This window comes from Flammeovirga sp. OC4, from assembly GCF_000812565.1.
Classification (GTDB): Bacteria; Bacteroidota; Bacteroidia; order Cytophagales; family Flammeovirgaceae; genus Flammeovirga.
This window is the reverse complement of sequence record NZ_JTAM01000023.1, coordinates 1-20,728: the sequence shown is the minus strand read 5'-3', so window position 1 is coordinate 20,728 and position 20,728 is coordinate 1. Positions and strand designations below refer to the sequence as shown.

The window sequence follows — 20,728 nt, the reverse complement described above, 5'->3', positions numbered from 1 at the left end:
GAAGGCTATGTTGCACAAGTTGTGAACATAGCCTTTCATTCTACAGTTCTATTTAGAGTATGTTATACTCTGGGTATAGTTAAAAAAATCAGGATTTAAAAAAGGCCTGTTAATTTGAACATTGTGGTTTGCATATAGGCTCTTTCGAACTTATTGGCATCCATATCCACAATTCCAAAATTGTGCTGAGCACTAATTTTTACATTCCTAAATCTTATACTACCTCCAAGAATAGCATAAGCATCATGCTTTTTGAAGCCAGAAGTAGGATCGTCATTTTCTTTTTTGACAAAACGAAGGTCTTCATAATGTTTGATTCCACCACCTTCAGTAATCGCAGTTCCTTTGTATCTGTTTTCATAGGCCATACCAATGTCGGCGGCAATAGCCCAATATTTTCCTAATGGGATTTGTGGGTGAAAAATTAAAGGAACATCCCATGAGAAAATTTCAGTATTCCTCACTGACGTCACACCCTGATCATCTGTAAATTGATTTTCAAATCTCTTTTTGGAAATACCTATTCCAATTTCCCATGAATAATGTTTACCATTATTGATATACATCCCTGACCCAAAACGCCAGCCTTCCATAGGTTCAGAAGTTGAAATTTGATCTCCTTCGTAATGCACTCCAGTATAAACTAAAGAGGCGTCCAAGTAAAAATTATCCCAATTATTGTCTATGCACTGGGCCAGTAAATTAGAGCTTGACAGGAAAAAGATAAATAAAAAGAGTACAGCATTAGTAGTTTTTTTCATGACACTATTGTAATTGAAAAGAGAATAAAATAATAGCTTGTATTAGCCCACTTTTATGAAGATTACCCATTCAATTTTTAATTAATTTGATCACTTTGAATAGATAAAATTCACGCTTTTAAAAGTGGGTTATCAAACCTGTTTTTAAAGGAATTTATTTATCAATTATTGATAAATATTGTTTAACTAATTCTCTTCTATGACAACTCATAGTGCGAAGGGGACAATATTTTTTTCGAAAAAAATAAAAACCAAACGATTACAATGCATCTAAGTAAGGCTTTATATTTTCTTTTTCATCGAGTTGATGTCCGTTGCGCTGCAGGAAATTTAATACTTTGGAAGCCACTTCCACATTGAACATTTTATTCGAATATTTTCCTGAATTGATAAGTAAAAGTTCAGCATTTGGAAGGTCATTAAGATAATATTTGGCTCCTTTGAAATCAGTGCCAGCATCTTCTTCTTCTCCCCATATAATTAAGCTTTTTGGTTGTTTGTCTTTCAGCATTTTTTGCCATTTTGGAAATTGCTGAGCAAGGTTATTATAATCTTCTAAGAGTTGTTTAAAAGTTAGTTTTTGTCGATCCATTTGTACAAATTGTAAGTACTCTTGCCAATCACCAAGGTTATAATTACTACTGTCCTCAATTGTAGCTTTTTCTGAATGTATATCGGCATTTTCACCGCTTAATTTCCATACATAATCCATGAAAGCGTTCGAACTATCACTTTCAATATTTTGATACAATGCTTTTCTTTCTTCAGGAAGGGCTTCAATATAAAGTTCAGCGTTTTGGATGATTAAAGCATTGACTTTTTTCGGTTTCCTTTCCATAAGTTGAAAACCTATATGGAAAGCCGTGTTTTGTACATAAAGTGTGTAATCATCAATTTCCATTTCATCTAAAAAATGCTCCAAATAGTCAGTCATCATTGAGAAGGTAAAGCTGTTTTTGTGGGCATCAATCTTACTATTCCACTTTGTATTGGAATGATCTGGCGCCACTACATAATAATGAGAGGCTAACATGGGAATTAACTGATCAAAGGTATTCCTATTGGTAGGAAAACCATGCAATAAAAGGAGTGTAGGATTTAAACGGTTTCCCGCAGTTCTATAATAATATCTTACACCTTTTATATTCTTATTTAAAAGTTTAATCTCAGGCTCTTTAAAGAATTTACTATTTACAAGCCGAGCCTCTTTATTACTATAGTCGCAAGAACAGACGAAAATAGTAAATAAAAATATGATAAGTCTAGCTGAATTCATAATCAAAAAAAAATAAGTATCGATAGTAAGATTTAAGTATTCAACAAATATAAAATACTGTAAGAGAAGAACAAGTGGTTAGTTTGTATGTGTTTAAACAAGAAGAGAGAGAGACGGTATAAAGTATTGTTTTATAATTTGTTATACTATTGTGAATATATGTGATTATTTGTCAATGTGGTAGGACTAGTTTTAAACGGATCTTTGTTTCTTAAAGCATTGATTTTGTACTTTCGATATAATTGATCACTAAAAGAACAATTAATTATGTGATTTTTAATGTATAAAAAAAGGGCAGAAATGATTTTCAGTGATCACTGAAATAATCATAACGGCCCTTTATTGATGAATTATTACTCTTGATTAACGAATAGAACTAAACTAGTTTAATGCTGAATGACTCGTTACTTCATTTTCCACTTTTTGGATAAAATCTGTAAGTTGAGTGTTTTTATCAAGGTTCAGTTTTTTTCTTAATCGATACCTTGAAGTTTCCACTCCTCGGACCGAAAGATTCAGTGCATTTGCAATGTCTTTTGTTGACATATTCATCTTTATATAGGCACATATTTTTAATTCTTGAGTGCTCAATTGAGGGTAATTTTCTTTAAAATATTCAAAGAAATCAGAGTGAATTAAATTAAAATGATCCTTAAATCTTGCCCAATCTTTTTCATCATCAATATCTTTACTGATTCGGTTGGCAAGGTGTTGTATTTCTTTGGCAACCGCTACATTTTCAGCCTTTGATGATACTTTTATAAGGTCATTTTTGATGGTTGATAGAAGCTCATTTCGTTGTGTCAAATGGAATGTAGACAAGGCTAATTCTTTATTTTTAAAACTAATCTCCTGATCGTGTTTTTCTTGCACAAGTTGTTTGATGGTGTCATCTTGGTCCACAATCTGTTGTTCTTTTTGTCCAACAATACTCAACCACTTTTTCGAATATCTTAATTTTGAAAGCTTTACAATCCCAAAAGTAAACCCACAAGTCATCATGATATAAAAAAGATAGGCAAAGGGACTTCTGTACCATGGTGGTAGTACAACAAATGGTATTTCTTTTTGAATACTCACTTCTCCATAAATATTCTTTGCCGTGACTTTAAAAGTATAATTCCCTTCTTTTAAATTGGTATAAACACTTGCATTCTGAGTAGTCCAAGGTTTTGGAATTTTATCAAATCCTTCTAAGAAAGTTTGGTAAGTATTATACTCCAAGCCATCAAAATAAGGAGTGGAATAGGAGAAGGTTACATCATTAAATTCATAAGGCATTTCAATGGGTTCTTCATCACTGATATGAATGGTATTACTTTCAATTCCATTGGTGTTTTGAAAGTTTCTTACTGACAAAGGAATACTTTTTTGGACACCTCTTTTGAACCTAGGGTTAAATAAGATAAAACCTTCTTTTGCTGTAATCAACACATTGGAGGGATCAATGCAGATGATTGTTTCTAAGTCATCACTGATATATTTATTGATGCGTTCAAAAAGTTGTCTCTCCACATAGGGACTGTCAGAGTTGAGGTCATAAATTAATCCTACTTTGTTATTTTGAATAAAATAGATATTGCCATGTATGTCGTTGACCAGGCAAGACACTCTATCTCTTCCCAAGATGTCAGTGAACTTTTGGTCTCTTTCAAAAACGTCTTTCTTGGCATTGTATTTAAAAATACCATTTTCACCACAAAATAGGAGTTCATTGTTGACTTGAAAAAGATTGATTAAAACATTGGAATAAAAGCCTTTGTCTTTTCCGTAAAATTGAACAGAATTCACCTTGTAATTATCAAAATCAATTGTGAGTTTATACACCCCTTTAAAACCATGACTGATCCATAATGTATTATCATTGACGAGTGCTAGAAGTCTGGAGGATTCCTCAAAACCATCTATTTTGTGTGTAATCCATTGATCCTTTACCTTTTCATGAATGTATAGTCCATCATATGATCCTCTAAGGAATATATCTTTCCTTTTATTGACTTGAAGGACATTCCAAGCTCCCTTGATGGAAGAAACGGGTTCTATTTTTTCGTCATTGATAACATATAAACCTTCATGCTGTCCTTGAAAAAGGCGATTGCCTATGCCCGTCAAATTGTAAGTGTGACCAATGTTTAAACGTTGGTAGTGCGGTTCATTATAAGGGAGTTTTGGGCTGTATTTATATACTCCATTAGTGGTTCCCAAATAAAGTTCATTTTGAAAGGAGGTAGCAGCATAACCTCCACCTTCGATGCCGATTTTCTCATTAATTAATCGGAAAGGAGAGTGCAACTCTACATAAGATAATCCATTGCGATGTGCAAGCCACAAGTTTTCAGATTGATCTTGAAAGATATTGTAAACGGTCATATCCGCCAACCCGTTTTTCTTATTGAGGTGAAGTACTATTTCCCCGCTTTCGTTTAATATAAATAAACCGTTATTTTGAGTGGCGATGGCAATAGTATTGTCCTTTAATAAAGTGGCCTGATTGATTTTTGCTTTTTCAAAGGTAGACCAAATATTGGGCATCCAAGGTTTGAACCCTTCACCGTTGTTGATTAACAATTTTCCATCATGCGACAGGGCCAATAGAGAACCATTGGGAAAATTGATGATGGATCTTAAGATATGCCCGTGTAGAATTTCTGTACCATCGTATTGTGGCAATATTCTTTTTTCATTCCAGTTGAGCAGCCCAACAGTGGGTGAACTAGAAATGAAATCTCCCTTGATATAGAAACTATATCGAATATTTTTTGGAGGGATAAGTGTTTCTACTTTACCGTCATAATAGACAAAGATTCTTTTATGAGAACAGAAGATCACTTCATTGCTTCTTTTCCCTTGATAAATGTTCCAGATTTCATCAAAACTGACATTTTCATCAATAGTTCCTCGGAGGGATTGATAAGACAATTGTCCCTTTTCATTTTTTTCAAAATAACCGAATTCGTTTTGCCCTCCTACATAAATTCTATTGCCGAGAGCATAAACGCTTTTTAAATTATTGTTCCCTTTATTCAATGTGTACGTTTTCCACGATACACCATCAAACTCTAAAAGGCCGAAATTATTGGCGATATAAATAAACCCATTTTGATTCTGAGTTATACTCCAATTTTGTGAACCCGCCTTATACGTAGTAGCAGGAAAAGTATTTACAATTGGAATTCCAACGGTCAAGTTTTCTGCTAAAATAATGTTGAAATAACTGCTAATTATAAAAATAAGTAATAATTGATATTTCATAAGATAGTTTTATAGTGTTTCAAAAAGTCGGCATACATAAAGGTTTTTTGCATGCTTGAAGTAGTAGAGCGTTTATTTAACGTGTAGCTGCAATATCGTTAAAATAACGTATAGAGTACTACGTCAATGTATTTTTGGACTACTTCAAATATACTTCAACACCTACTTAAAGCTTTTGAAACGCATGTTTTAGTGTTTTTGTGACATTCAAAAGTGCTAATATCGATATATCACAAAAATGAGCTGGCAAGAGTAGGTCGTCTACTAATTTTTATTGGATGTGATGAAATAAATGAATTAATTATTATGTTGGAGAAAATCAAAAAAGTATACTATCCAGTAATGGTTGCTTCAATTGTTGCAATTGGAGGATTTTTATTAGGATTTGATGGCGTTGTCAATTCAGGGGCAATTCCTTTTTATAAATACACTTTTGGAATATCAGATCAACCTTTATTGATTGGTATCTCAAGTAGTATGATCATATTAGGAGCGTTTATAGGTAATCTTACGGCAGGGTCTATTAGTGATCGATTCGGTAGAAAACCTAGTTTAATGTTGACTTCCATTTTGTTTACAATAGGGGCTTTAGGAACAGCTATGGCTACTAATATTTTCGTTTTTATATTATGTAAGCTTATTGCGGGTCTTGGAGTTGGCATTGCAATCCTTGTGGCACCAATGTATATCTCTGAGATTGCACCACCAAAGCAAAGAGGCTGGTTGGTTACTTTCAACCAATTAAATATTGTATTAGGGCTTTCTATTGCGTACTTCTCAAACTATTATATTTTACAATTAGTGGAAGATCCGAATAGTAATTGGCGATGGATGTTAGGAGTAGGAGCTATACCAGCACTTTTATATACTCTTTTACTATTGATCATACCTGAAAGCCCAAGGTGGTTGTTACAGAAACAAAAAGAGACAGAAGCATTAAAAGTATTGGCGAAAGTTGGAGGAGAGGAGTATGCTCAAGAAGAGTTGCGTACTATTAATTCATCACTCTCAAAACAATCTAAATCTACCAATCAAAAAGCATTGAGAGGGGAATTATTCCACAAAAGGATGAAATTAGTATTATTTATTGGCTTTGGTCTGGCTATTTTCCAACAAACTTCAGGAATCAATGCCATTTTATATTATGCTCCAATGATTTTTGAAATGACAGGTGAGGGGCAAGATAGTGCATTTATGCAATCTATTATCATAGGTATTGTATTCGTGGTAATGACCATTATTTCTATGCTTTTAATTGATAGGTTGGGAAGAAAACCACTGTTGATTATGGGTACTTCTGTAATGACCCTTTCTCTATTTTTTACAGCCTATTATTTTTATGATGCGACTTACAGTATAACTAAAGAAAACGTTTCTGAGATTGGCACTTCTTTAGAGAGGGGTATTTTAGCAGAAGAATTCAAAAGAATGAATATAGAATTATTGCCTTTTGATGAATACAAAATTATGGGCGATAAGTTACAATTGTTACAAAATGGAAATATTACTCAATCTGCTAGTGGGGTGAATGAAAAAATCTTTGCTGAATTAGCCCAGGTGAGTATGCTTAAAGTAAGCCTTAATAAAACAGTAGGCTTTAAATTTGATTCAGAATTACAACTTTATAAAGAGGTGAAAAGCGATCTTTTCCTTCAGTTATTTCCAAATGAACACGCCATTAGCCCTCAAACTGAAAGAGATCCGTTTTTCTTAGCAGCAAAGAATGATTTATTGAAGGGAAGTGATTATAAAAAAGCATTTCAGAAATCTATAAATGCGACCTTCTCGTCTCAATATCAATCCATATTGTTGAACCACAGTATTCATATTAACTCATTTTTTGTACTATTTGGTATCCTCGGTTTTATTGCCGGATTTTCAATTTCTGTAGGACCCGTTATGTGGGCTATGCTACCTGAGATTTTACCAAATCATTTGAGAGGTATTGGTATTTCCATCATTGGAGGTGTTAACTCAGCAACAAGTTTTCTAGTGGCCACTGTTTTTCCACTGGAATTAGAATTGTTTGGAGCAGGAACTACATTTGTGATTTTTGGAATATGTATGCTATTGTGTTTTGCCTTTTCAGTTTTTGTTGTGAGGGAAACAAAGGGTAAGTCATTAGAGCAAATAGAAGAAGAGTTAATTGGTGAAAAAGTAAGCAGTGATGATGATACTGCTGACGTTGTAGCACCACTAGCACATTAAATTCTTATAGATTATTAAAAAACAAAGTTTCATTCAGATTTAATATAGATTTAAGGACAATTTTATGTTTTAAAAACGGGAGATCGATTCTTCCGTTTTTTTTATTCCCAAAATTGAAAGGATAACCCAGTCAAAACTTCATTGTTTTCAGAGACTCAAATACAAAATCATAACTAACTACATTGTAAACTAAATTATCGTCAACTTTCAATCAACCTTTCTGCCAGTTTTTATAGGATCAACTTTCAAACTTCCTTCTTCTTCATTTTTGTCTTGAAACAAAAACGAAGCAAAAAATTCAAGGCTTTGAAGTCAAAAGCTAAATTCCATTTCTCTCGCCTATTGAAAGGCTAACTCGATCAAAACTTCATCGTTTTGAGATGCTCAAACAACAAAATCATTTTTAACGGCTCAATACATGGAATTCTGAACGCTTTTCCCTTCAAGGCCGGGGGTGTTACTACTAAATGATTGCCTGATTACATGTCAAAAGACTAAGGTTTTATACTCATTTTCTAAAAGCAGTTCTGTAGGGTCGTTGCATTGCAACGACCTCGCGAACCACAATACACTACCATTTCTCCTTCACAAAAGGAATTACATGAATTAACGAAAACTTAGTTTACAATGTACTTGTATTATACAATAACCTTATCGAGTAGCGTCTACATCTTTATGCTATCTAACGTTTCTGATTATGTAAATCTCTTATGCCCTTAAGTTTCATTTCATGTTTAAAATAATTCTTTCATTACATATTAATCTGTATTATAATTAACGATTAAGTGATAATTTGATATGCTTTTTTATGTTCTCCTTTACTTTATTTTAGGTATTATCAAATGAGTAAAATATAAAGATCTAGACTTAGAAACCCAAAACTAAATTCCATATCTAACGCTTCAAATATGTAGTATAAATAATTCAAACTTTCAGATCAAAAGAGGAAATAGGTGTTAAAATGATATAAGTAGGGGTTTGATTCATTTTTAGATCGAGAAAACATGAAATCCTTTCCGAAATTATAATGCTGTAATAAAAGTCAGTTCAAAAACTGCTCTGAGAAGTAGTGTTTGGAGATGGTGGTGAATGGAATTGAACCTTTTAAAGAATAATATCAACTATCAATAACCTGAAATAAACCATAGTAAATCAATTATTTATCTCATTAAGTACCAAAATATTCATACAAATTGAGGGTGTTTTGTGCTTTAGTACATCCATTGAGGTATTGAAGTATCTGATGTAGTGTATAAAAGTGTCCAAAATACACGTGAAGTAAGTTTGCGTGACGCTTGAAGTAGTGTTGAAGTATATTATTTTTTGATGTTTGAGTGTAAATATTCCTTAATTGCGGTATGCAAAAGGTTAAAACTTTTATGAAAGTGCCAGCTTCATTAATCAAGGGTAAAACCTTATAAATAGAAGTTTTAACCGGTAAGCACTATCTATTATTCTTTGATCTACACTAAATTTTAATCTATTGAAGAAAACTGTATGACAATGAAATATACTATAAACTATTCAAATTCTACTTTACTTAATATACTAAGGAAAGTAGCCTTGATCAGTACTTTTTTCTCAGTTATTCTAGCAGAAAGTTTTGCTCAAGAAAAAGTCATTAAAGGTACTATTAAAGACGGAACTGGACCAATTCCTGGTGTGAATGTCACGATTCAAGGTACTTCAAAAGGAACTGTAACTGATTTTGACGGTCGTTATCAACTTTCTGTAACTGACGATGCTGTATTGGTGATTACTTATATTGGTTATAAGACAGAGCAACATCCCGTAAGCGAGCTCACTTCTTTTGATTTTGTATTACAAGAAGAGACTACTCAAATGGAAGAGCTTGTTGTAATTGGTTATGGTACACAAAGTAAAAAAGACGTAACTGGTTCTGTAGCTTCAGTGGACAATGAATCGTTGACAGTAGCAGTGGAATCAAGTGCTGAAATGGCCATGCAAGGTAAAGTGGCAGGTGTGTCAGTATCACAAAGTTCAGGTTCACCAGGTTCAGCATCTACCATCACTATTCGTGGTCAAGGTACAATCGGTGATGCGACTCCATTATATGTAGTGGATGGAATTTTGACACAAAATATCTCTTTCTTAAACCCCGCTGATATTGAAAAAATGGACGTTTTAAAAGACGCTTCAGCAACAGCAATTTACGGTTCAAGAGGTGCAAATGGTGTCATCATCATTACAACGAAGAAAGGAAAAGAAGGTGGACAAGTTAATGTTACATTTGATGGATATGCAGGTGTACAACAAGTAGGGAATTATATTGAACTTACAGATGCTTATCAATATGCCTTCTTAAGAAATGAATCATTGAGAAACAATGGACATTCAAACAAGTATAGTGTTGAACAATTGCAAAAATTCCAACAAGAAGGTGGGACAGATTGGCAAAGAGAAATATTCTCAGAACCAAGTGAGGCAGCAATTCAAAACTATCAATTGACAGCAAGTGGTGGTAATGAAAAATCTCAGTTCTTGATGAGTTTGAACTACTTTGACCAAAAAGGTATTATTGCACCATCTGCTTATGATAGATTATCAGGTAGATTGAATGTAAAGTCACAAGTAAGTGAGAAGTTTGCAATAGGAGCAAATTTGGTGATGACAAGATCGAATCAGAGTGTGATTCCTCAAAACAATGAGTACGAAGATCCGATTATGCATGCTGTAGGTTCTTCACCTACCGATCCTGTATATCATGAGTTGTCAGAAACTAACCCTGATTATGTTTATTCTACTTCTTCAATTTCAGATGAATTTACAAACCCTGTAGGTCGTCTGGCCTTGATCAACGATGAAATTGTCATCGACAGATATTTAGCCAATGTATTTGCAGAGTATGAGCCAATTCAAGGTTTGACTTTCAAAACAATGTTCGGTATGGATAGACAGTATCAGGAGAGAAAAATCTTCAACCCTAAGTTTATCGATAAAGGAAACGTGAAGTTGACAAGAGAAACAGCAAGAATGGGTATCTTCCAAGAAAAACACTTCTCTTACACTTGGGATAACACAGTCACTTTCAAAAGAAACATTGGAAACAAACACGATTTCACAGTTTTAGGAGGTGTATCATTATACAACGAATATCACGAGTTCTTTAACGGTGGTAAATCAGGGATGCCAAATGATGAATACTTAAGATACTTGGATTCGGGTATTGCAACGGAAGATGATATTGCTCCAGCTAACTTTGCACAAGACGCAGGAATTTTCTCTTACTTAGGTAGATTTATCTATGGATATGATGATCGTTACTTACTAACTGCTTCATTCCGTATGGATGGTTCTTCAAGATTATCGAAAGACTACCGTTGGGGTACTTTCCCATCGTTCGCCTTAGCTTGGAAAGTTTCAAATGAAGCATTTATGAGTGATGTGAACTTTGTAAAAGATTTAAAAGTTAGAGGTGGTTGGGGACAAGTTGCCAATGACAAAATGCCAAATAACTTAGGTTTCTACCCGACAGTTTCAACAATTACAACAGGTCTTCGTTACCCAGTTGGTGGAGCAGGAGTTATTCAAGATGGTGCTTCATTGATTACAGGTCCTACAACAAATCTTATTTGGGAAACATCAGAACAACTTAACGTAGGTGTTGATGCCTCTTTCTTGAACAGCAGATTAACAACAACGATCGATTTCTATCAAAAAACAACACTTGATATGTTATTCCAAGCAGATGTAGTAGGTTCATCAGGATATACTCAAAACCCTTGGACAAACGGTGCTTCTGTAAGAAACTCAGGTATTGAATTAGTTTTAAGTTGGAATGATGAAAGAGAAAGCGGTTTTTCTTACGGAGTTACAGGTAACTTCTCTTACAACAAAAATGAAGTGTTAGATACTGGTGCTAAAACACCTTACAACACAGCAACTCTTTGGGGACAAGATATCTTATTAACTACAGAAGGTGAAAGTATTGGATCGTTCTACGTATATGAAACGAACGGTATCTATCAGCAAGACCCTGACGGTGCAGCAGGTGATGTACCATTGAACAACTCAGTGACAGCAGGTGATTTAATCTATGTTGATCAAAATGGAGATAAGAAAATCAATGGCGATGACCGTAAGATCTTAGGCAACTCTCTACCAGTTTACAACTATGGTGTTACAGCTAACTTTGCATACAAAGGATTTGATTTAGTTCTTTTCTTACAAGGTATGGGGGGGCATAAAATCTTCAATGGTATCCGATTCAACTCAAACAAAGCCAACTCTAATTACTTTGCATCAGTATTTGAAGGTGATCGATGGACAGGCCCAGGCTCAACAAATGAGCATCCAAAAGTAACGGGTACTGAAAACAACAGACAATATTCTGATTATTACTTAGAGGACGGTGATTTCTTAAGAATTAGAAATGTTCAATTGGGTTACACAATTCCTCAGCACATTTCGAACAAAATGGGCATCAACAAATTCAGAGTATACATTGCAGGTCAAAACCTTTATACTTTCACAAAATACACTGGCTTTGATCCTGAAATTGGACAAAACCTTCAAGGACAAACAATTGATTTCAGTATTGACAGAGGTAACTACCCAGTACCTAGAATATATACAGCAGGTGTAAATATTGGATTCTAATTTTGTAAAACGATAAAGAAATTTCAAATGAAAAAAATATATAAATCATTAATTGCAGGAGCTTTAATAGGAATTGGAACCTCAAGTTGTTCTAACTTCTTAGAAAGAGAGCCATTAGCAAGAGAAACTGCTTCTGTATTCGTATCTGATCCAGCTAATATTGATAGAATGTTGATTGCAGCTTACAATCCGATGTTATGGAGTTTTCAACAATCTCAGTTCTATAATTATTTCATCTTTGGTGATATAGCTTCTGATGATGCTTCAAAAGGAGGTTTGACTGAAGGTGACTTGGGCTACATGCAATCTGTCCAAAAGTTCCAATGGAATGCGAGTGATCCAATGTATGAATTAGTTTGGCAAAAGCACTTTGCAGGTGTTTTTAGAGCAAATAACGCACTTTTTGCATTAGAAACGAGTAAAGATAAAATCTCAGAAGAGGATTACAATCAAGGATATTCTGAGGCAAGGTTTTTAAGAGGATGGCATTATTTCCAACTTGCAAAAATGTTTGGTGGAGTGCCATTACTTCAAACAGAAGATGATTATATCAACATCACTCAAATTGCTCGTGCTACAGAGAAAGAAACATATGATTTTATCTTAACTGATTTCAGAGAAGCACAAGTTCATCTTAAATTAAAAGCGGAGTACGATGGTAATTATTTAGGTAGAGCAACAAAAGGTATGGCGCAGTCGTACTTTGCTAAAGCGGCTTTATATTCTAATGAAACGGCTTATTATGATGAGGCTTATAATTTCACAAAAGAGGTTGTTGCTTCAGGTCAATATGCACTGATTGATTTTGAGAAAATCTGGAGACTTGAAAACGAAAATGGTGATTATTCTATTTTTGAAGTACAATTTGAGCCTTCAGCATTCCATAACTGGAATTTACAATCAACAGGTTCTTACTCTAACATGATGACTTCTGTAAGAGCGGGTACTGACAGTGAATTTGGTGAAGGTTGGGGTTTCAATATTCCAAACAAAGAACTAGATGCATTGTATAGAGCTGCGGGTGATGATATCAGAAGAGAGCAAACGTTGATCTACGATGGTGAAGTGGTGTACCCTCAAGATGGGTTTGCAATGGAAATTCCAAGTGAACCGTCAGACAACTGGAATAACACAGAAGGATTAGCTTCTCAAAAGTATTTCTTACCACTTAGCGAGCAAACAAAATCATCAATTGGTGACCATAGATGTAATGGACCTTCTAACTACAGAATGTTTAGATATGCAGACTTACTTTTATTCCAAGCGGAGTTAGCCATTAAAGTAGGTAAAGCGGGTGAAGCTGCAACTCCTTTTAATGCAGTAAGAACTAGAGCAGGTTTACCATCACTTGGTGCACCTACATTGGATCAAGTATATGCTGAAAGACGTTTGGAGTTAGCAATGGAAGGTCACCGCTTCTTCGATCAAGTAAGAACAGGCCAGATCACACAAAGATTATTGGATGAAGGTTTTGTGAAAGGAACTCACGAAAAGTTCCCGATACCACAATCAGAAATTGATTTGACAAATGGTATCATCAAACCAAATCCTAGCAACTAGTATATAAATAATCGTCAGCTAATATTCAGTATTAGCTGACACCTTCAAGATATTTCTTTCTTTCGTTGGTAGTTTTTTACCAAGCTGGCACCTTACTGCCTATTTTTTAACGCTCTCAATAGAGACACACTATTCTTTTTACATTCATAAAATTTAATGAAATGAGAAAATTCGATTTATTAAAATTATTAATTTTAGGTTTAATTGCCCTTGCTTTCGGATCATGTTCTGATGATGATTCATCTACTGTAGATGTTCCTGCAGCTGTTCTTAAAATAACTCAGGATTCAGATGATAATTCAAAAGTGACTGTTGAAGTTGAAGAGGCAACAGGAGTTTTATCTTATGTATTCTCTTTTGGAGATGGAAACACTGTAAATTCTGAAGGTCCAGAGGCTTCACATACTTACTTATGGAATAGTGAGTTTACTGTAAGTGTAGTACTAACTTCAGCTCAAGGTGTTTCTGAAGTAACAGGTACATTAACTGTAACTGATGCAGAGTCAGATGTAATTTGTAATAATAATTACTACCAATTATTGACTGGCGGTTGTCAAGACGGGGGTCCTGGTCTAGGAAAAACATGGAAATTCTCTATTGCTCCAGGTGCTTTCCAAGTAGGTCCTGGTCCTGAGCATGGTGATTGGAATCCTGATCAAAACGTAATTTGGTGGGGTTCACAATACAACCACTGGGGTGGTAACAACGGTGAAGGTATTTCTATGCCTGAAGCACTTAAGTCTCGTTTTACTTTTGGTCTCTTCCCTAATGTAATGGAAGTACAAGCAACACATCAAATCAATAACTGGCAAGAAGATATTACAGCAAAAGATTACGAAGATTTTGAATCAGTTTATGAGGGTGAAGACTCTTACTCTGTATCTATAATTGAGGAGGATGGTGCAATGTTTCTTCAAATCATGGATGGAGGATTCCTTGGTTATAAGCAAACAGTAGATGGTGTTGTAAATTCTAAATATGAGATTGTATCTCTTACAGAAACAGAATTGTACGTTAGATACTTGAATGTACTTAATAAAAACGAACCAGAAAATGGTATAAACTACCGTTACTTGAAGTTCGTTCAAGAAGATGTTGTAGAAGAAGAACCAGCTCCTGCAGCTGAGTAATTCAAAGAAATAGCATTCTTAAACAAATGTGAGAAGGGGGTATTTCTCTTAGAGGAGTACCTCCCTTTTTGTAACTTTTTAATCAATACTCCATGAGATATTTTTTATTTATTTTTTTATTAACTCATCAGTTATACGCTCAGGAAAGGTCAGCATGTTTTGGTGGAAATGCCAAATTTGTTCCTTCTGATGGAGAAAAATTACTAATTATAGGGCAGGACCTAGGTGCTGTTGGTGGGTTATCAAATTATACGGATGGATATGTTGATGCTTTTGAATATTATCCAGCAGGTGTTACTTCTTATACAAACATTGTGAATTTACAGGGCTTAATGAGTAAAGCCAACTATGGTGCAGGTGATGTGAATGCACAACAATATATCGATGATAGCAATTTTACAAACTCCACAATTGCTTTAGGCTTGTTTTTGGTAGGGCAGGAAACAGCTGTAATTGAGGGAACAAGAGATTATAATATCAGAAGATTAGCGAATTGGATTAAAAACACTAATCGTCCAGTGTATTTGAGAATAGGGTATGAATTTGATGGTCCCCATAATAATTACAACCCATCAAATTACGTGAAGATGTACCAACATATTGTAGATGTGTTTGACGAAGAAAGAGTTTTAAATTGCGATTTTGTATGGCAATCAGATGGCGTACATGCCGCAAATATTTTAAATGCCTATTACCCAGGCGATGAGTATGTAGATTGGATGGCATTTTCTTATTTTGGAAGAGGAGCGGGAGCCTCTTTAATTAGTTTTGCAAAACAAAAAGGTAAGCCTGTTATGATTGCTGAAGCCACTCCTATGGGATATGATTTGGAAGCTACGACTGAAAATGTATGGTCAATTTGGTTTCAACCTTTATTCGATCTTATCAATAATAATGAATCTATAAAAGCGTTAGCCTATATCAATGTCGACTGGAATGCACAACCCATGTGGAGAGATAGTGATATCAATTGGGGAGATTCAAGAATACAGGCTAATGCAGTAGTTACTAAAAATTGGAAGACTGCAATCGATGATGGTACTTGGTTGAAAAGTACAAGTAATTTGTTTGATTCTATTGGTTATCCTTTTTCAACAGAAGAAGATTGTTTTGCAACAATTACTGCTTTAGAAGATGAACAATTGGAAAGTAAAGTCAAAGTTTATTCTAGTAATGCTGGTTTAAGGATAGAATTATTGGAATCTATCTTTATTTCAAAACTAATGATTATCGAAATCGGATCCGGTAAAATTGTGGAAGAAATGCAAATGGAAAAGCATTCCCAAACTATAGATTTACCAATAGATTCAGGTTTATATTCAATCATAATGTATGATGATAAAGGAAATCAAATCATCAAAAAAGTATTACACACTAAGAAATAATAAGTGTGAAAATTAGGAGGACTTCATTTTGGTGTGTCCTCTCTTAAAATGCGATTAGTGTTTAGAGTTTTTTGGAGCCTTTCTGATGGTGAATGATTAGATAAAGTACGTCTATCAATACAATGCCCTGTAAACTACTATTTAACTCAACTTTAAATATAGAAAATTCACTCTTAGAGCCTGGGCTCCAAATTAGCTCCAATTCAATAGAAATAAGGAGACTTAAGCGATAAATATATATGTTAAGTGCTAATAACTAATTTAAATAAAAATGAAACAGCTAACATTACTAATTATTTTTTTCACACTTGTACTAGGTGTGAATTCATCAAAAGCTAACACTGCTACTTCTAACAAAGGAAACTTTACTATTTTTGGATTAAACTGTAAAGGTGAAGTTCAAGTTGGAAGCTCCATTTACTTAAAATTCAACAAGCCAAATACTTACGTTTATTATGCAAGAATTTATGAAGTAGATTCTTATACTGAGACGTTAGTAAGGGAAACACCAATTAATAAGTATAATGATACCTCTTCGAAGATTTTATTACTATTTCCTTATGTAACAAGTACGAAACCAGTTAGAATTGAAGTTTCATACAGTGGTAGTGGTAAAGATGAAATCAACCTTAAACGTACTACAATTAACTACAATCTCAATGTCTATATCACAAACCAAAGTGAGTTAAACAGTTCATTGACTTACAAAAATGACAGAGTTAAAGTTGAATATAGAGGTTTTTCATCTTCAGCAGTGACATCTTTTAAGTTTAAATCTTTATCGCCGTATTTAACAGTGTATAGAGATGAGCTAATATTAAACACAAATTATAATAGTTCTTTAAAAGATGTTGAACTTCAGTTTGAATCAGAAGCCATTAATACTTGTGGTGAAAAATTTGTAAAGGTTCATAAGCTAAAACTTAGACCTCCGTTTGAAGATCCTGATAACGTAGTCATTTCAAAGTTTTATTCTAACACCTCTTTTAAATTCACTGAAAATAATACAGACAGAACAGGTACGGTGACGATTTACTGGTCTTCACCTAATTATGGAGGTTCGATAGCAACGTATCCAATCAGTAAGGTGCCAAATGTGGTAAAGTATACAAGTTATCCTTACACACCTTCTTATAAATACTTTATGATTTATAGTGATAATTATGGAAACTCTCATAGAACTCCATATTATTATGTAGGTTCAAATGCAAGAACTCGTAATACTTCGGTTGAAGAAAATGTAACTTTCTCTACTTTTCCTAATCCAGTAACATCTGTATTAAATGTTTCCTATCCTTCGGAAGGAGAAGTAGCTTTGAAAATACATTCTATTAATGGCATTGAAGTCAAGTCGAAATCATTTACATCCAAAACTTCAGTTGATGTTGCTGATTTAGATAAAGGCATCTATATACTAACTATAGATGGTAAATCTTCAAAATTCGTAAAACAATAATCTAACTATTATACAGCACTTAATATATACAGATCCCCTATACCATATTTTTATGGATAGGGGATGTTTTATTACATATCTTTCAAGTCTCCGACATAAAAGGGGATATTGGCTGTTCCTACTTTTCCTTTTCCATCATAGACATAAACAAAAAGCCTGTAATCTCCTTCCTTTTGAGGTGTTTTGAAGGTGATTTCAATTTCTTTATTCTCAATGATTTGGAGGTTTATTTTGGGAGGTGTTTGTTCAAAAGCACCCCCTTGACTTTTAACTTTCACTTCTTCCATTAATTCCCAATGAAAACTTAAATTCTCTGCTTTTGGCACCGATAGCTCAATATTGGAAGTCAGTATTTTTTCATCCTTTATGACAATAAAATCGCTTGCCTTTTTTCCGTTTAGCTGTATGCTTTTTACGGAAGGAGCTCTATTTTCGGGGTATTTTCCAGACCAATATTTAGTAAGCTCATCAATGCGAGCGTCACTTTCTCCTGATACAGTAAAGAGGCCATACCATGTAGGTGTTCTCTCTTGTTTTTGTCCCCAATAAAAAGCAAAAGAACCTAGGAATAGCGGGTCTTGATTCTCAACCATGCCTTTTTGAATTCGGTTTGCTAGGCCTTCTCCTTTTTCAAATGAGGTTTCTTCTACTTCTCTGTTCCATGGTGTGATAGGTCTTTCCCAATGTCCAACTGCCCCATATTCAGTGACCATATAAGGAATTTTCAAGTGAAGTTCTTTTACACGTTGAGGTAAAACTAATAAATCACCATACACTTGAAATGAGATGATATCCAAGCTTGGTGTTCTTTCTAAAGTTCGAACGACATGTTCCTTCGTAATGCCGGCAAATGTTGTCGTTACAGGATGAATAGGGTCAACACTATGGATAAATTGAATGATCTCTTCCAATGCATCATAAACTTTTGGATTTACTAGAGCAAGCTGTCCATGTTCGTCAAAAAGAAGGTTTAATTCATTTCCTACAACCCAACACATTAATTCGGGTCGGTCCTTATACTTTAGTACTTGAGCTTTGATTTTTTCCAATTGCTTTTTTACAGCTTCTTTGTCATTATAATCAAACCCATGCAATTCTTGTTCAACTGCAATTCCTAAAGCGACTTTAAGATTATACTTTTGGGCGGAGTCAAATTTTGCTTCTGCATTTTGTGTACTCCAAGTTCTAAATGCATTCGCACCTGATTGAGCCAAGAGTTCAAATTTGGTGAGACCTACATTATTATCAATGCCTACACCTTTAATGAAGAAGTGCTCTTCGTTGAATAACTTCAACCTCTCATTGCCTTGAGCACGGCTTATATAGGGTAAGAGAAGTAACAAAAAGAAGAGTGATTTTAATTTACATTTCATTTCTAATCGCAATTATGTTTGTTGATAAACAAAAGTACTTTTATTCATTTATAAAATGCTGATTTTGATATCAAAAAGGCGGTTTGAAGTAGTTGTGAAGTAGTGTCGAGAGTAGTTGTAGTAGTTTACATATTAAAAAAAATAATGACCTTTGAAATAGGTAATTGAACAACAGTTTTGTCTTTCAAAACCATTGATCATTTACTCAACGAAAAGAAAGAATATTGCAGACTATTTACTTTAAACAGAGTAAATTTTTTGGATTGGTCATCCTTTAATTTTTACAAGTATGATAATGAGAACAGTTTATTTTATAGCTGTCTCTTTTGCTTTAGGTTTAATAGGGTGTGTAGAACAGACAACTGATAAAACGTTTATTAAAAGTGCTGTTGCTTCTCCTAATACATCGGCAAAAGTGGATAGACCTTTAGCAAAATATGAACCCGAAGATGGGAAAGTTTTGGTTTTTATTGGACAAGAAATTTCAGCCCTTGGTGGGTTAGAGGAATATAATGATGGGTATTTAGATCATTTCAAGGAGCGTCCTGCTGGATTTACTTCTTACTCTTTCTTAACACCTGGAGATACCACATTTGGATTTGTACACAAAGGATTAGATGGTATTTATAGTTCCGACAACTGGGGTGATAGTGTCTATAATGCGAGTCTTCAGTTGGCGGATTCTGATTATGACAATATGATGTTGGCCATTGGTCTTGGAATGGTAAACCATGAAACAAAAGTTGCGAATGGTGAACATGATGAGATGATTATTGAATTAGGTAAGTTTATAAAGTCCATTGCACCTCGTCCTGTATTTTTAAGAGTAGGATACGAGTTTGATGGTCACTTATGGAACCATTACAAGAGAGAAGATTATCTTAAGGCATATAGAAGAGTAAAAGATGTCTTAGACAAAGAAAATGTTGAAAACGTGGCATACGTATGGCAGTCTACAGGATTTGTTTCTACTCCTGGTCAATTGGAAGATTGGTATCCTGGGGATGAATATGTGGATTGGTGTGGTTTTTCATTTTTTGCAAGGTGGCGAGAGCAAGAAATGATTGAATTTGCAAGAGCGAAAGGTAAGCCTGTATTTATTGCGGAGGCATCACCAACTGTCTCAGGTCCTTTTATGAAGTTTGATAACCAAACATTACCAATGGACTTAAATAATGAAGACGAGGCTCAATTAGCATGGAACGAATGGTTTGTTCCTTTCTTTGATACAATTGAGAAAAACGATGATGTTGTAAAAGCATTTTCATACATCAACTGTAACTGGAAATCGCACCCCATGTGGTTTGATAATCCAACGTTCAAATTGGTTGACGCTCGATTGCAAGTGAATAAGAATCTCAAGAAAAAATGGGAAGCAAAACTTCAAGACAAAAGATATATCATGTCTTCTGAAGATTTATACAAAAAATACACAGTAAAGTAGTTAATAATAGATTCAATAAGGTTTATAAATAACAGGTAATTCATTTTAAGTAGTGTAATGCTTATCGATTCATAGTCTTCTTGCAAAGACTAACAAACAGATTTTCCATAAGACACATGAGGGGTTAATGTCCTTTGTGTGTCTTTTATTTTATGAGAACACTACATTGTAAACTAAATTATAGTCAACTTTCAACTAGCTTTTCAACAAGCATTTATAGGTTTTACTTTCAAATTTCCTTCTTCTTCATTTCTCTTATGATT

General features: G+C 34.2%; 11 protein-coding genes. 7 read left to right on the top strand and 4 right to left on the bottom strand.

The genetic code is table 11. The annotated features are described in order from the left end of the window. Positions 1-95: 95 nt before the first annotated feature. The 3 genes from PL77_RS14750 to PL77_RS14740 all read right to left on the bottom strand — a co-directional run bounded on the left by PL77_RS14750 (position 96) and on the right by PL77_RS14740 (position 5,289). Complete coding sequence (locus tag PL77_RS14750; protein WP_044206777.1) at positions 96-761, bottom strand: hypothetical protein; 666 nt, start codon at positions 759-761, stop codon at positions 96-98. Between the two features lie 259 nt (positions 762-1,020). After that, positions 1,021-2,037, bottom strand: coding sequence for an alpha/beta fold hydrolase (locus PL77_RS14745; protein ID WP_044206774.1), 1,017 nt, complete (start codon positions 2,035-2,037; stop codon positions 1,021-1,023). A 381-nt stretch (positions 2,038-2,418) separates the two neighbouring features. Next, on the bottom strand, positions 2,419-5,289 hold the full coding sequence (locus tag PL77_RS14740; RefSeq protein WP_044206770.1) for a LuxR C-terminal-related transcriptional regulator: 2,871 nt from the start codon (positions 5,287-5,289) through the stop codon (positions 2,419-2,421). Between the two features lie 213 nt (positions 5,290-5,502). Here PL77_RS14740 and PL77_RS30635 point away from each other — a divergent pair, with 213 nt between their 5' ends. From PL77_RS30635 to PL77_RS14710, 6 genes are all read left to right on the top strand, one after another. After that, positions 5,503-7,497 (top strand): sugar porter family MFS transporter, encoded by a 1,995-nt coding sequence (locus PL77_RS30635; protein ID WP_156152373.1) that lies wholly within the window; start codon positions 5,503-5,505, stop codon positions 7,495-7,497. A 1,503-nt stretch (positions 7,498-9,000) separates the two neighbouring features. Then, positions 9,001-12,117 (top strand): TonB-dependent receptor, encoded by a 3,117-nt coding sequence (locus PL77_RS14730; RefSeq protein WP_172665866.1) that lies wholly within the window; start codon positions 9,001-9,003, stop codon positions 12,115-12,117. 27 nt (positions 12,118-12,144) lie between these two features. Next, positions 12,145-13,677, top strand: coding sequence for a RagB/SusD family nutrient uptake outer membrane protein (locus tag PL77_RS14725; protein WP_044206763.1), 1,533 nt, complete (start codon positions 12,145-12,147; stop codon positions 13,675-13,677). Between the two features lie 161 nt (positions 13,678-13,838). Beyond that, positions 13,839-14,807, top strand: a complete 969-nt coding sequence (locus PL77_RS14720; protein WP_044206760.1) for a PKD domain-containing protein — start codon at positions 13,839-13,841, stop codon at positions 14,805-14,807. Positions 14,808-14,899: 92 nt separating this feature from the next. Next, positions 14,900-16,192, top strand: a complete 1,293-nt coding sequence (locus PL77_RS14715; RefSeq protein WP_052444440.1) for a glycoside hydrolase family 26 protein — start codon at positions 14,900-14,902, stop codon at positions 16,190-16,192. Between the two features lie 271 nt (positions 16,193-16,463). Next, positions 16,464-17,648 (top strand): T9SS type A sorting domain-containing protein, encoded by a 1,185-nt coding sequence (locus tag PL77_RS14710; protein WP_044206757.1) that lies wholly within the window; start codon positions 16,464-16,466, stop codon positions 17,646-17,648. A gap of 71 nt (positions 17,649-17,719) precedes the next feature. Here the strand turns inward: PL77_RS14710 and PL77_RS14705 are convergent, their stop codons facing one another. Next, positions 17,720-19,021, bottom strand: coding sequence for a glycoside hydrolase family 2 TIM barrel-domain containing protein (locus PL77_RS14705; RefSeq protein WP_052444439.1), 1,302 nt, complete (start codon positions 19,019-19,021; stop codon positions 17,720-17,722). Positions 19,022-19,316: 295 nt separating this feature from the next. Between PL77_RS14705 and PL77_RS14700 the strand changes: the two genes are divergently transcribed. Next, a complete protein-coding gene (locus tag PL77_RS14700; protein WP_052444438.1) occupies positions 19,317-20,465 on the top strand; it encodes a glycoside hydrolase family 26 protein in 1,149 nt (382 codons plus the stop codon). Positions 20,466-20,728: the final 263 nt, after the last annotated feature.